The organism is Streptomyces sp. NRRL S-920 (assembly GCF_000717945.1).
Lineage (GTDB): Bacteria > Actinomycetota > Actinomycetes > Streptomycetales > Streptomycetaceae > Streptomyces > Streptomyces alboniger.
Genome location: NZ_JODF01000007.1, coordinates 94,881 through 109,059, shown reverse-complemented (window position 1 = coordinate 109,059; position 14,179 = coordinate 94,881). Strand labels below are relative to the sequence as shown.

At 71.7% G+C, this 14,179-nt stretch carries 11 protein-coding genes; 2 read left to right on the top strand and 9 right to left on the bottom strand.

Annotated features, from left to right (window positions below; all coding sequences use genetic code 11):
- Positions 1-47: 47 nt before the first annotated feature.
- The 6 genes from IG54_RS0107845 to IG54_RS37735 all read right to left on the bottom strand — a co-directional run bounded on the left by IG54_RS0107845 (position 48) and on the right by IG54_RS37735 (position 8,698).
- Complete coding sequence (locus IG54_RS0107845; RefSeq protein WP_030778958.1) at positions 48-4,049, bottom strand: hypothetical protein; 4,002 nt, start codon at positions 4,047-4,049, stop codon at positions 48-50.
- Complete coding sequence (locus IG54_RS0107840; protein WP_030778956.1) at positions 4,042-4,845, bottom strand: polysaccharide deacetylase family protein; 804 nt, start codon at positions 4,843-4,845, stop codon at positions 4,042-4,044. The genes IG54_RS0107845 and IG54_RS0107840 overlap by 8 nt, the downstream gene beginning before the upstream one ends.
- Positions 4,838-5,914, bottom strand: a complete 1,077-nt coding sequence (locus tag IG54_RS0107835; protein ID WP_078593839.1) for a glycosyltransferase family 2 protein — start codon at positions 5,912-5,914, stop codon at positions 4,838-4,840. The genes IG54_RS0107840 and IG54_RS0107835 overlap by 8 nt, the downstream gene beginning before the upstream one ends.
- Positions 5,911-6,744, bottom strand: a complete 834-nt coding sequence (locus IG54_RS0107830; RefSeq protein WP_030778952.1) for a glycosyltransferase family 2 protein — start codon at positions 6,742-6,744, stop codon at positions 5,911-5,913. Before IG54_RS0107830 ends, IG54_RS0107835 begins: the two co-directional genes overlap by 4 nt.
- A 360-nt stretch (positions 6,745-7,104) precedes the next feature.
- Positions 7,105-8,205 carry a GNAT family N-acetyltransferase gene (locus IG54_RS0107825; RefSeq protein ID WP_030778951.1) on the bottom strand — a complete coding sequence of 367 codons (1,101 nt, stop codon included), beginning with the start codon at positions 8,203-8,205 and terminating at the stop codon, positions 7,105-7,107.
- Position 8,206: 1 nt separating this feature from the next.
- On the bottom strand, positions 8,207-8,698 hold the full coding sequence (locus tag IG54_RS37735) for a hypothetical protein (protein WP_030778948.1): 492 nt from the start codon (positions 8,696-8,698) through the stop codon (positions 8,207-8,209).
- Between the two features lie 236 nt (positions 8,699-8,934).
- On the opposite strand from IG54_RS37735, the gene IG54_RS0107815 reads away from it, so the two are divergent.
- Complete coding sequence (locus tag IG54_RS0107815; RefSeq protein WP_030778947.1) at positions 8,935-9,744, top strand: SGNH/GDSL hydrolase family protein; 810 nt, start codon at positions 8,935-8,937, stop codon at positions 9,742-9,744.
- Here the strand turns inward: IG54_RS0107815 and IG54_RS0107810 are convergent.
- The gene (locus tag IG54_RS0107810) at positions 9,728-11,368 is read right to left on the bottom strand and encodes a serine/threonine-protein kinase (RefSeq protein WP_234336058.1); all 1,641 of its coding nucleotides are present in this window, start codon (positions 11,366-11,368) and stop codon (positions 9,728-9,730) included. The genes IG54_RS0107815 and IG54_RS0107810 overlap by 17 nt on opposite strands.
- 385 nt (positions 11,369-11,753) lie before the next feature.
- Here IG54_RS0107810 and IG54_RS40055 point away from each other — a divergent pair, with 385 nt between their 5' ends.
- Positions 11,754-12,023 (top strand): hypothetical protein, encoded by a 270-nt coding sequence (locus IG54_RS40055; protein WP_078593835.1) that lies wholly within the window; start codon positions 11,754-11,756, stop codon positions 12,021-12,023.
- Between the two features lie 168 nt (positions 12,024-12,191).
- Here IG54_RS40055 and IG54_RS0107805 read toward each other — a convergent pair whose 3' ends face one another.
- Positions 12,192-13,400: a type ISP restriction/modification enzyme gene (locus IG54_RS0107805; protein WP_030778943.1), complete on the bottom strand. Its 1,209-nt coding sequence runs from the start codon at positions 13,398-13,400 to the stop codon at positions 12,192-12,194.
- Between the two features lie 25 nt (positions 13,401-13,425).
- Positions 13,426-14,175, bottom strand: a complete 750-nt coding sequence (locus IG54_RS0107800; protein ID WP_030778941.1) for a GntR family transcriptional regulator — start codon at positions 14,173-14,175, stop codon at positions 13,426-13,428.
- Positions 14,176-14,179 lie beyond the last annotated feature (4 nt).

Below are 14,179 nucleotides of genomic sequence, written 5' to 3'. Positions count from 1 at the left end.
GGCCCGCCCCCCGAAGCCACGCTCACGCCACCCCCCGAATGCCACGCTCACGCCATCGTCACGAACCGCTGGATCAGTGACGCGAACAGCACCGCGAGCAGCGGCAGCGAGAACCAGAAACTGCTCTGGAGCCACCGCTGCTGCCGCACGCCCGGCGCCGCCGCCACCCGCACCACCTCGCGCGTGGTGAGCAGCAGCACGAGCGCCACGGCGGCGAGCGCGCCCACCACCGTCCACGGCGTCCACGTCACCTTCGGCCCGACCGCCCCCGGATCGGCCTTCGGCGCCGCGCCGTCCGGCCGGCCACGCAGGCTGTAGAGGGTGGCGTCCTCGTTGGTGAGGACCTTCTTCAGCTCCCGGCGGTCGTCGAGGTGGCGGATGAGCCGCGGCTCCCACGTCTTCGAATAGCCCGCGTCCAGCTGGAGATACGTCGACTGACCGCGGTTGATCATCAGATACGAGTTGGGCCCCGCGTCCTTGAGCGCCTTCACCAGGCCGGAGACCAGGACCGGGTCGGCGGGCGCGAGCGTGGGGACGTACTCGACCTTCTCCATGTCGCGGGTGCCCCACGGCATCGCGGGCGTCACGTTGTTCACCGTGTCGTTGCTCATCCACAGCAGCCGTACGGTCGGATCGTCGTGCGCGTACACGTACTCCATGGCCGCGACCTCGCCGGGCCGGATCCGTTCGAACGCCTCGTTGCCCCAGCGCGCCACCAGGAAGCCGCCCATCAGGACCAGCCCGGCCATCAGCGCGGCCAGCGGCGCGAGGCTCACCCGGTCCCGGTCCCGCTCCTTCTCGGTGAGGCCCGCCCGTGGGAACAGCGCGAGCCCGGCGAGCAGCGCCGCGCCCGGCAGCGCGAACATGAAGACGCGCAGGGCCATCTCACCGCCGTACGACTGCATGCCGAAGCCGAGGAACGGCACGAAGGTCAGGGCGAGGAGCGAACGCTCGCTGTACCGGTAGAAGCGCCGCCGCCACCAGCCCCAGCAGGCGAACGCCATGACCCCGCCGGCCATCGCCACGCGCACGTACAGCACGAGCTGATGCGTCGAGCTGCCTCCTTCGATGCGCCCGGAGACCGACGAGGACACGTTGCCGCCGACGCCGCCGACCCCGCCGAACAGTTCGTTGAAGTGCCCCGACCAGTACGGCTCGGCGAGGAAGCCCAGCCACACGGCGACCATCACCCCGAACAGCATCGGCAGGCCGCGCAGCTCCGAGCGGCCGATCAGGACGAGCACGGCGAGGACGCCGAGCATCACGAACGGCGTCAGCTGATGGGCGGGCACGGTCGCCGAGAAGAGGCCGACGAGGACCAGGAGGAGCACCGCGCGCTCCCCGCGGCCCGCCGGTTCGACCTCGCTCTCACCGGGGCGCCGCTTGGCCCACAGCACGCGCGGGGCGCGGAACCACACCAGGAGTACGGCGACGAACGCGATGTAGAGCAGATACGTGAAGCCCTGCGGGGAGAAGTAGTCCTGGCCGACCCAGCCGCTCAGTACGAAGATCCACAGCCCCGTCCACTTGGCACGCCAGGACGCCCGCATCGAGCGCACGAGCAGGAACATCGGCGCCAGATAGAGCAGTTGCATGGCCGTCGGCCACCAGCGGATCACCTCGGTCATATCCGAGACGCCGCACGCCTGTGCGACGAACGTGGCCGCGGCGAAGAAGCCGGGCCAGCTCCAGCGCGCGTCCAGATCGGGCACGGCGGTGCCGGTCCGGTCGATGTACTCCATGAAGCCCAGGTGCTGCCAGGCCGTGGCGAACCGCGGCTCGGTCTCGATGACCGCGGGCAGCGCGTGCAGCGACACGACCGTGGCGAGGAGCGTCACCAGGAGGAGGCCCTTGATCGGCCGGTCCATCCAGAGCAGTACGGCGAACACGACGACCAGCAGCGCGGCGCCGAGCAGCGTGGGCGCGGGCAGTACGGAGATCAGGCCGAGCCCGCCCATGCCGTCCAGGTCCCGCTCGCCGAGGCCGATGACGGGCACCCAGTACAGGGCGAGCGCGACGGCGAGCAGCAGCGCCATGACGAGGACGCGCGGGCGGGACGGGTGCGGGGAGGCGGACGGCGCTTCGGCGGGCGGAGCACCGGCGTCCGGCTCGGGTGGCCCCGGCTGTCCCGGGCCCTCCCGCCTCGCCACGCTCTCCTCGGCGTGGGGCCGCTCGGCGAGGGACGCCTCGGAGGCGGAGGCCGACGGCCGCTCGGCGACGGCATGATCCTGGGGCTCAGCTTCCGAACCTGCTTCCGGACCTGCTTCCGGACCCGCCCCCGGACCCGCCCCCAGATCTGCTTCCGGACCCACCTCCGGTCCCTCCGCGGTCGGCAGGGGCGAGGACGGCCCGGTGGCCGGGATTCTCAGCGCCCACGTGGGCCGGTGCTCCATGTCGTCCCCCTCGCTCTTCGCCGTGGTCACCCCGAGGACGGAGGTGCCGGCGGCGGGCGTGCCAGGGCCGGGCCGCACGTCCGGCCTGCGCTCCTGGTGTTCGAAGTCGAGCTGCACGGCCAGCTGGAGGGTGTCGGAGTCCAGGGACTCCCGCAGCGCCCACGCGGGCCCGTGCCGCTCCTTGCACGCGGCGCCCTCGGCCCGGCCCCCGGCGGCCTCCGCCCTGCGCTGCCCCGCGGGCGCGTCCGGCGTCCCGAGGCCGCCCGGGTCCCCGTCGGGGGCCGCGCCCCGGGCGGGCCCGGCGGCGGGCGCCACCCGCATCACGCGGTACAGCTTGGGCGCCGCGATCGCGACGATCACCGCCAGGCTGGAGATCTCCGCGACACCCGCGCCGGTCAGCCCCATCCGCGGCAGCAGGATCAGCGTGAGACCGAGGACCAGCACGCACAGCAGCCCCTGGAGCCAGGCGATCCCGGAGGTCTTGCTCTGCGCCCGCCGCACCGCGAAGTACGTCTCCATGACGACCCGCAGCAGCGCCCCCACCGCGAACCAGCGCAGCAGCGGAGTGGCGGCGTCCGCGTATCCCTGCCCGAACATGCGCAGCACGAGCGGCGCTGCCAGGAAGAGCACGGCGCACACCGGCAGCATGATCACCGCCATCCGGCGCAGCGCGGCCCGGGTGTTGGCGGCGAGCCGCGCCGGGTCGTGCGCGCCCTCCACGGTCAGTGAGGCGCCCATGTTGATGGCGAGGAGGTTGACGGTGCCGCCGATGGTGGTGGTGATGTAGAAGTACGCGTTGTCGACCGAGCTGACCTGCGAGGCGACGATCACCGGGACGAGATAGACCACGGCGAGCGAGAAGAGCGAACCGGTGTAGTCACCGGCGAGGAAGCGGCCGATCTCGCGCAGCGTCGGCGGTCTCGTCCTGCCGTCGGTGGCCTTCACATGGCGCGGCACCAGGCGCCGGAAGACCAGCCAGCCGAGCGGGATCACCGAGACGAGGATGGAGGCGACCCAGGAGACGAAGACCCCCGCCGTGGGGATCGCGGCGGCCATCGCGATGAGCAGCCCCAGCTTCGCCACCGAGAAGGCGGTGTTGCCGACGGGCACCCAGAGCGCGTTGCGCAGCCCGGTCAGGACACCGTCCTGCAAGGTCAGGACCGACCAGGCCACGACGGCGAGGACGAACCCCACGCCGTGCACCGGGCCGTGCAGGAAGCGGTACGAGGGCCCCCACGCGCTCAGCGTGAGCAGGAAGACCACCGCGGCGAGCGCCACCGCCACCGAACTGCCCGCGTACGTACGGAAGATGAGCTTGCCCGTGGCGCGGCCCGCGATGGGGATGAACCGCGCGAGGGCGCCGGTCAGTGTCACGGCGGTGAGGCCCGCGAGGAGCTTCATCGCCGCGATCGCCGCCGAGCCCTGGCCGACCGCCGACTCCGAGTAGTACCGGGCGGCGGCCAGCCAGAAGCCGACGCCGAGCACCCCGGATATACCCGTGTTGAGCATTAGCGCGTAGGCGTTGCGGAACAACGGGCTGCCGCCGCCCCCGCCGGTCAGACGCATTCTGCGCGTCCTGCGGGGCCTGCCGGACGGCGGCTGCCCCCCGGTGTCCGAACCGGAGACGTCGGCGTGGGCGGTGCTCGTGTCAGACACGGGAACTGATGGCCTTCCGGCGGACCTGTCGGGCTCTGCGGACCATGGCGTACCCCTTGGTGAGGACATGGTCCCTGGCGAACGTACGGGCGATGGCGCGGCCCTCCACGAGCCGCTCGAACTCCTCGGTTCCGGTGGATCGTCGCACGGTGACCCGCCGCAGCGCGTACGGGCCCTGGGCGCGGCGGGCCAGGGTGTTGCCGACGGCCAGCGACTGGGCGAAGCCCGCCTCCCGTACCCGTCCGCGCACCCTTCGGTTGGAGTAACCGTAGGGATACGCGAAGGACACGGGCCGGGTGCCCAGCTCGTCGGCGACGATGTCGCGGCAGCGGCTCAGCTCCGATCGCAGCTCGTCATCGGTGAGTTGGTCGAGTTCGAGATGGGTGTGGCCGTGGCCGCCGATCTCCGTCCCGGCGGCGGCCAGCTCGCGCACCTGGTCCCAGGCGAGCATGAGGTCGAGACCCCCGCCGGTGTCGTGCTCCCCGCGCAGCCAGCCCGTGGAGACGAACAGGGTGGAGGCGAAGCCGTGCCGGGCCAGCTCGGGCAGCGCGTACCGGTGCACGCCCTCGTAGCCGTCGTCGAACGTGATCAGGACGGGGCGGTCGGGCAGCGAGGCGGCTGACGATCGCCAGATGGCGGCGAGTTGGGCGGTGGTGAGCGGGGTGAAGCCCCGCTCGCCGAGCACCTCCATCTGGCGTGCGAAAGCCCCGGGTGACACCGACAGGCCGCGCGTCGCCGTGCTCGGCAGCCGCGCGATCGAGTGGTACATGAGGATCGGCACGGGTCTGTCACTCATGCGGCGGCCCCTCGCCGCCGGTACCGCCCGTATCACCGGTGCTACCCGTCCCGCCCGTGCTACCCGTCCCGCCCGTGCCCTGTATGTCTCCGGCCTTGTCGGCGATCTCCACGACGGAGAACGTGGCACCTCCCCTGCGCGCGCGGACACTGCCGAGGACGTACCCCCCGGCCGCTGCGGCCACTCCCGCCACGATGGCGCCCGCTCGGCCCGCGCCGCCGGGCCGTCCGAGCAGGGCGTCCCGCAGGCCGCGGCCCACCCCGGCGGGCAGGACGCGCGTGGTGTAGCGCCGCTCGGACTCAAGGCCCTTGCCCGCGCCCACGCTCCGGGAGACCAGGGCCTTCGACAGGCCCTCGGCGTACGTCCTCGTACGGAAATAGCGGAACCGCTCCCGCGCCGCCGGCACCCGGTGGTGGATCACCGAGCGGTCGTCGATCAGCAGGACCGCGTCCGGCTCGGCGCGGGTGAGCCGGATGCAGAACTCCGTCTCCTCGCAGCCGAGCGGCCGCTTGTCGCCGTCGCGGCCGATGCCGGTCGCGAAGCCGCCCGCCACGTCGAAGGCGGAGCGCCGGAAGGAGGCGTTGCCGCCGAGGACGTTGCGCACCCGCGCGCGGCCCTCCGGGTGCCCCTTGTACGTACAGCCGACGACCCAGTCGAACTCCTCGGGGAACCAGACGGGCCGCCGCCCGGACTCCCACAGCGGCACGGTGCGCCCGCCGACCGCGAGGACCCGCGGGTCCTCGAACGCCTCGGCGAAGTGGCGCAGCCAGTCCCGCTCGGCGACGGCGTCGTCGTCGAGGAAGGCGATGACGGAGCCGCGCGAGGCCGCGATGCCGGTGTTGCGCCCGGCCGACAGGCCGCGGGGGCCCGCGTTGGCGAGCACCCGCACCCCCTCGGCCTCCTTGTACTCCCTGGCCAGGCGGTCGAGGAGCGCGGCGTTGTGATCGACCACCAGCAGGGTCTCCAGGGCCGCCCGCGACTGCGCGCGCACCGAGGAGACCGCCGCCAGGATGTCCTCCCAGCGGTCCTCGGTGTACACACAGATGACAACGGAGATCTCAGTTCTCAAGACACCTCTCCCTGGCCCTTGGCGAAGGGGAGGCCCCGCGCGCTCTTGCGCCGGTCGCCGCGCCTGCCGCGCCCGGAGCGCTCGGCGAGGATCACCTTCAGTACGCGGATGCCGTCGCGGACGGCCCTGAGGTTGCTGGCGCCGTGGATCCGCAGGTACTCGTGGCTCGGGATCTCCTGCACCTTCAGCCCGGCCTTGACCACCCGGATGTTCATCAGGGTCTCGACCTCGAAGCCGGTGCAGTCCAGCTCGATCTTGTCGAGGCAGTGCCGCCAGAAGGCGTTGTAGCCGTAGCAGAGGTCGGTGTAGCGGGCGCCGAACTTGGCGTTGACGACGGAGCACAGGACGTGGTTGCCGAGCTTGCGGATCGGCGTCATGTCGTCCGTGCCACCGCCGTTGGCGAAGCGGGAGCCCTTGGCGAAGTCGGCGCCCGAGACGAGGGCGGAGACATAGGAGACGATCTCGCTGCCGTCGGCCGAGCCGTCGGCGTCGACCATCACGATGATGTCGCCCGTGCACGCGGCGAAGCCGGTGATCAGGGCGTCGCCCTTGCCCTTGCCGAGCTGGCGGACGACCTTGACGTCCGGCCACAGCTCGCGGGCCACGGCCACCGTGTCGTCGGTGGAGTTCCCGTCCACGAGAACGACCTCGTGGATCCAGTCGGGAAGTGTCTTGAAGACGTACGGAAGATTCTCCGCCTCGTTCATCGCGGGAATCACCACACTTACCGGCGGAGTGATCGCCAAGTGCGTGGAGATCGGCCGGTAGTTCCTGGCGATCTCGTCTAACGGGTCCTGTCCGGCGGTGGCCGGGTGCACAAAAGAAGACATGAGTCGGAGATCCCTCTCGTCCGGTGGACCGCCCGCCCCCGGGCGGTCCGGTAATTGATCCGGTTCGAAAGGGGGGTTTTCACTTGAGCATGCCGAAACAGATCTCCGTGCATGCCGAGTGAGCTGGCATAACGCGGCACGTGACCCGGCTGAAGAGCGATCACCGGGCACGGCACCCCCCTACCGCGCCCCGCAGACAACCATCGCGATCTTGAGCCCTCCCCTAGATCGCATTACGTGATGGGCCGTTGCGGGTGGATGTACGACGGTATTGATGACTGAGACTCTATGGCAAGACCTGGAAGGTGGCCTCGCGTTTCCCATGATTTGAGCAGCCTATGCGGTCACATTCGGACTGTTCTAATCTCTGCTCAGCGATCGGATTTTGCCCATCCGCTTGAGCAATTTGTCGGCCGGTTCGAAGAATTCCGGCCTGGACAGCACGGTGTTCCGCAGCGCCCTGACCGGAGCGCGTCGCGCCCTGTGTCCGAGCGCCACCGGATGGCGCAGTGCCACCCACCCCTCCGACACGGTGAGTTCGCGTGTCTTCAGGGAGTCCTTGTATTCCTTCTGGCCACGGCCGAGATCCAGATACGCGATGCCGTCGGCGGCGGCCGCCTCGGCCATGCGCAGATGCAGCACGAGGCCGGGCGAGTACTTCGAGTACGCCGGGTCGTATGCCGGGAACCAGCAGGCGAGCACCCGCTCGCCGCGCAGCCCGAAGTGCGCCGCGACCGGCATGTCGGCCACGTACAGCACCGAGAGGAGCCCGGCGAACGACTCGGTCCTGGTGTGGAAGAGCCGACGCACCAGCGCGGTGATCCAGGGGTGGGCGAAGCGGTCGCTGCGCCCCGTCCTGCGGTACTGCGCGGACTTCCAGCCCATCAGGGTGGCCAGGGCCTCGGGGTCGCGCTCGTCATGGACGTAGCGCACCGCTCCGTGGTCGCGGCCGAGCCTGCGCTCCTTGGCAAGTGTTGTGCGGGTGAACTTGGGGGAGCGAGCGCGGAGTTGGCCGAGATAGGTCTCGTATCCCTCGTCGATGTCGATGACGGGGGAGGGAAAGGAGCCGGTGGCCCCCGTCTCGAACGGCCTCTGCCCGCTCGCCAGATGATCGAACTCCCATACGACGAGCCCGCAGGCGCGCAGCAGCTCCCGGCCGTCCCACCGGAACCCGGGGCGGTGCACCAGGCCCTGGCAGTCCGAGACGCCGAGCCCGATGGCCCGGCCCACACCGGTGACGGACTTCTGGAAGGGGAAGAACGCGGCCGGTTCGCCGCCTTCGCGTACGACGGCGATCCGCACCCCCCGCCGCCCGTGACCCGTGGCGAGTGCGAACTCCGGGGCGAGGAAGGGGTTGCCCAGCTCGGGCGAGCCGTGGAGATGGGCCTTGGACTGCAAGGCGGTCCACGCCGCCCGGTCGGCGGCTGTCAGCTCGCCGGGGCGGTGCACGGTGATGGTCACGTCAGGCAGTCCACCTTTTTGCCGCACGGTGACGCTGGCGCCCCGCCACCGCCGCCACGAGAGTGAGCGCGCTGAGGGCGGTGACGGCGACGATTCCACCGCGCACCGACCACATGTGCAGCGCCAGCATCCCCTGTGCCACAAGGAGGTTGACCGCGACGGCACCGGCCACGGAGGCCACGGCACGCCCCCATGGCGCGAGGGCCCGCAGCGCGGCGGCGATCGCCGCTCCTGGCGCGGCGAGAAGGAAGAAGAGGGTGAAGGGCCCGCGCAGTGGCGATTCGAGGTCGACCAGCGCGAGCATCGCGCCGACCGCCCCCACGGCGACGGCCGCGCCCGCGAACAGCGGCAGCAGATCCCTGTGGCGCCCCTGCACGGTGTCGTCCCTGCCGTCCTTGCTGTCCTCGGTGTCGCGCTCGGCGGCACGCCCGGTGTCCTGCCCGGCGCCGCTGCCTGTACCTGATGGCGGTGCCGTGATCCTGATGGTCTGCATTCGCGACTCTTCGCCCCCCGACGCGCCGGATGCCGGGCTTCAATGTCGCGCAGTCTTCGGCGGGCCGTCAAGACGCCGAGAATCCGCGCAGATGTTCCCCATCAAACCGCTGTGACACGGGTGAACTCACCGTGTGCGGAGGGAAACTGTTGAAGAATTTGTTGACATGGACACTATCGACAGGCGGGGGTGCGTGCTACCACGGACAAGGCGGAAACCCTGCTAAGGGAGGTTCCATGAGATTGTCCCGAACCACGGCATACCTGTCCTCGCTCCTCCTCTCCATCGCCTTCACCCTCACCGGGGCCGCAGCGGCACAAGCGGACCAATCGCCAAAGGCCACCGGCTATGTGGCGCTCGGCGACTCCTATTCGTCGGGTGTCGGCGCCGGCGCCTACGACAGCGGGAGCGGTTCCTGCAAGCGCAGCACCCGCGCCTACCCCGCCCTCTGGGCGGCCGCGCATTCACCCTCAAGCTTCAACTTCACGGCTTGCGCGGGCGCTCGTACGGGTGATGTTGTGGCGAACCAGCTGGGCCCGCTCGGCTCCGGCACCGGTCTCGTCTCCGTCTCCGTCGGAGGCAACGACGCGGGCTTCTCCGACGTCATGACGACCTGTGTGCTCCAGTCCGAGAGCAGCTGCCTCTCCCGCATCGCCCAGGCGCGCTCGTACGTGGACTCGACTCTCCCCGGCAACCTCGACAAGGTCTACTCCGCCATCAAGACGAAGGCCCCCTCCGCCCGCGTGGTGGTGCTCGGCTACCCCCGCTTCTACAAGCTGGGCGGTTCGTGCACGGCCGGCCTCTCCGAGCGCGAGCGGTCCGCGATCAACGACGCGGCCGACTACCTCAACACGGCGACCGCCAAGCGCGCCGCCGACCACGGCTTCGCCTTCGGCGACGTCACCCGCACCTTCTCCGGCCACGAGATCTGCTCGGGCAGCGCGTGGCTGCACAGCGTGAACTGGCTCAACATCGGCGAGTCCTACCACCCCACGGCCGCCGGACAGTCCGGTGGTTACCTCCCCGTGTTCACCTCGGCGGCCTGACCACCGCCTGCTGGACGAACGCGTTCGGCGAGTAGGAGGCCCCGCCCGTCGGGGTCTCCTGCACGCACGTGACCGAGTACGCCACCGCGTTGGACGTCACATCGACGGGGTCGCGCACCTGCACGCTCATCGAGTTCGTGACCGTGCCGTTGCCCGGTCCGTACGCCGCCTCGACGTGCTGGGCCTGCCGCGTCCTGCCGCCTCCGGAGGGGAACGACAGCGTCTTCCACTCCGGGTCGCCCGGCTGGCCCGACGCGGTGACCCAGCGGTACTCGACGGCGGCCGGCACGCGCCCGACCGTGAACGTCGCGGTGAACGACGGCGCTTGGCCCGCCGCCGGCGGACAGGAGCCCTCGTACTCGGTGTGGGCGCCGGAGACGTGCACCTTCACGTTCTGGGCGGGCTGAGCGGTCGTACCGCCGTCGGCCCCGCCTCCGCCGCTGCCGCCGCCCTTGGGCGTGCCCCCGTCGTCGCCCTCGTCGCCGTCGTCCGGGGACTTGCTCGGCGAGCCGCCGTCGCCGGACCCGCCGCCCGAGCCCCCCGCCGTCCGGTCGGCCCGGTCCCCGCCGCCCGTCGCAGCGGGGGAGTCCTGCCTCGCTGAACCGCCCTCCTCGCCCCCGCCTCCCTTGTCGCGGTTGACCCAGGCGTACGTGAGTCCGGCCAGCGCCAGTGCCAGGGCGATGAGCCCCGCGATCAGGGTGAGCGCTGTGCGGCGGCGCCGGTCCGGCTCGGTCGTCGTGGTGGTCGGGGAGGGCCGGGCGGGCCGCGGAGAGGGGGTGGTGGGGCGAGGCGCGGGCATCGGGGAGCCGTACGGGCCGGGTTCGGCCGTGACGGTCGGCTCGTGGAAGAGGGGGGTCCCGCCGAGGGGCCTGCCGCCCGAGATGATGAGCCGCAGGTCGCGCTCGGCGTCGGCGGCGGGCATCCGCTCGTCCGGGTCCTTGCGCAGCAGCCCCTCGATGACGGAGGTGAGCGGCCCGGCGTTGCGGGCGGGCGGCAGCTCCTCGTCCACCACCGCGCGCAGCGTGCTCAGCGGGGTGTCCTGGCGGAACGGCGAACTTCCCTCGACGGCCGCGTAGAGCAGCACGCCGAGCGACCACAGATCGGAGGCGGGTCCGGGGCGGTTGCCCAACGCCCGCTCCGGAGCGAGGAATTCGGGCGACCCCACGACCTCCCCGGTCATCGTCAGTGCGGAGGTGCCCTCGACCGTGGCGATGCCGAAGTCGGTGAGGACGACCCGGCCGTCGTTGGCGATCAGTACGTTGCCGGGTTTCACGTCGCGGTGCAGGACACCGGCGTCATGGGCGGCCCGCAGGGCCGTGAGCACCTCGGCGCCGATGCGGGCGACGCGCTGCGGAGGCAGGGCCCCCTCCGCGTCGAGGACCTCGGCGAGGGAGAGCCCCCGCACCAGCTCCATGACGATCCAGGGCCGCCCCTCGTCCGTCGCCACGTCATAGACCGTGACCACATTGCGGTGCGGGATGCGGGCGGCCGCCCAGGCCTCCCGCTCGAGACGGGCGTACAGCCGGTCCACCTCGCTCGCCGGGAGGCCGGCGGGCGCGCGCACCTCCTTGACGGCGACCTCGCGGCCGAGCACATCGTCCCTGGCCCGCCACACGGTGCCCATCCCGCCCTCGCCGAGCGGCGCCAGCAGGCGGTACCGCCCGGCGATCACACGCTCTGGCCGGCTCACGGGCGCCCCCCATTCGCAGCGGTGCGATTCTCCACAAAAGTAGCAACCCCCCGTAGGAAGGGGGAGGAGGTTGCCCGTACGAACGGGAATGCGGATGACGGCACGTGAGATAGCCCACGTGAGCCCCGCCGGGGCCGCCGCCCGCGAACGCCCAGGGGGTGTATGTCCAACTCGCCCTGGAATCAGTCGTATTCGGAGAGTAGTCGTCAACCCCCTTGCGGGGTAGGTGAATCCTGCGCCCGGGATACACGTGTGTCACCGCGGGACGATAGGGTTAACCTGCCCTGGGCCGGGTGCCCTCGTACGGGTGGGGAGTGACATGGAACAGATAACGGTGCGCAGCAGGGCGCGTGTCCCTGCGATCACTTGTGGGAGCAGCGCGAGCAGCTCGCGTCTCGATCGTCATCTCTCGGTGCTGGGCGGCCCCGCCGTCCCGCAGCGCGAGTCGCACGAGGCGACGCTGCTGATGCGTGAGCTGACCTCACGTGACACCACGCGCGCCCGCAGCAGCAGGGGTGCCCGAGTGAGGCATGTCTCGCTCTTCGCGCCGCTGCGCAGGCTGCGGCGATCGCTCTTCGGCGGTCGCTGACCACGGGTGGTCCCCGGGACTGAGCCGCCGCTCCGCGGCGGGTCTTTCCCACCCACCCGTCCACTCCACCCCCGCGTCACTCCACGTCACCCCACGGCGCGACCGCCCCGATGACAACCTTGTCATGCGCACCCACACCCACCCCGCACAGCCGCCGCATGACCGGTTCTAGAGCAGCGCGAACTGTCCCTCGGGCCCTTCCTCGTGGTGATCGAGGACGGACGCCGGCCGCCGCGCGCTCCCGGGTACGGGCAGCACGCCCGCCCGCCGCAGCTCGTCCACGCCGATCAGACCGTCAAGGCCGCCCCGCAACTCCCGCTGGCACGGCGCGAGTTCCGCGATCAGCGCGAGGATCGTGATCAGTTCGAGGAGTTCGGACGTCCAGGCCTGCGGCCACGCCGCGGGCCGGATCGCCTCCAGCGTCCCCGGCTCCGCCTCCGGGTCGCCCGCGCGCTGCCCGAACCACCGCTCAAGCACCCGCACCCCGCTCACCTCGAACTCCCACGCCTCCTTCGGCACCGGCGAGATGACCCCCTCCTCGCCGACCCGCAGGACCTGCTCCCCGGCCTCGTACGTCAGTGAGCGGGGGCGTGCGGGCAGCGGCGCGCGGACATAGGGCCTGCGCCCCCCGGGCAGCTTCGGGCGCTCGCCGTCGCCGCGCAGATGCAGCCGCAGCAGCCTCTCCCCGAGCGCCACGCCCCGCGCCCAGAGGCCGGCGTCCGCCGTGAGGGGCACGCGGCAGCCCGCCGCCGAACCGGACCCCGTGGCGAACACCCAGGCGAGCAGCGCCCGCGCCGTGACCTCCTCGCCGAGCAGCCCCGACAGATGCCCGAGCAGGCCGGGCGCCACGTTGGGTTCCAGGCCCCCGGGGCGGCGGAACAGCGGTCGGACGCGGCCGGGCCGCCCGGCCGGTGAGTGCCCGTCCGGCAGCGCGGCCGACGCGAGGACCACGGGCCCCGAGGCGCCGGGCACGTAACCCTGTTCGACGACGAAGAGCTGACCCTCGCCGGCGACCCGCCACAGCTCGGGACGGGCCACGTCGAGGAGGCGGTGGTCGGGGATCAGCCACTGCTCGTCGAAGGGGCCGTGGGCGACGCGGACGGGCTCGGGACAGGGGCCCGCCTCCCTGGCCAGGCGGCCCGTTCCGCAGGGGTGGCCCGGGAGTTGGGCGACGGCCGAGTGCAGGGTGCGGGAGCGGGTCGGGCGGAAGAGGGCCTCGCGGGTCGCGTCGTCCGCGCGGAGGAAGGCCGCCCAGCGGGCCTTCAAGGACGCGGCGTCCGGTCCCATCGGCCACCCGCGGCCCGGCCGGAGCGGTGCGACGGACCACGGCATGAGGTCCGCGAGCAGCGGCGCTTCGTCGTGCGTCACGCCCGGCATCGTACGACGGACCCGGCGGCGGGCGTCACGTCGCTTCGAGCGTGACCGAGAAGGAGAAGCGGTCGCCGCGGTAGTGGATGCGGGCCACGTCCAGGGGACGGCCGTCCTCGTCGTAGGTGACGCCGGTGTAGTGCAGGATCGGGCTGAGCAGGGGCACTTGGAGGAGGCGCGCGGTCTCCGGGTCGGCGAGCGTGGCCTCGACGGTGTCCGTGATGCGGCTGATGCGCACCCCCACCACATCGCGGAGCACCTTCGTCATCGGCCAGCGCACCAGATCGTCCAGGTCGATGCGGGCGGCCAGTTCTGGGCGGACGAAATTGCGGGCGTGGTTGGTCGGTTCGCCCGTCTTCTCGTCACTGCGCAGCCGGTGGTACGTCGCCACCTCCACCGAGTCCGGGAAGTACGGCATGAGATCGGCGGGCGGGGGAGCCGTGCCGTGGTCGAGCAGTTTTGTGATCATGCCCGACTGCTGGGCCACGATCGCGTCGACCGAGCCGAGCAGGCGGACGGGGGTGCCGCGCCGGGCGCTCGGTTCGATGAACGTGCCGCGCCTGCGATGGCGGGTGATCAGCCCCTCGTCCTCCAGCTCCTTGAGCGCCTGCCGCATGGTCAGCACACTCACTCCGTAGTGCCCCGCCAACTGCTCCTCGGTGGGCAGTCGCAGCGGGGCCTCGGGGGTGCGGCCGAGTATCGAGGCGCGCAGGGACTGCGACACCTGATACCAGAGCGGCAACTTCCGATTCAGGACGATCGAGTCCGGGGCAAAAGCGGTCACGGTC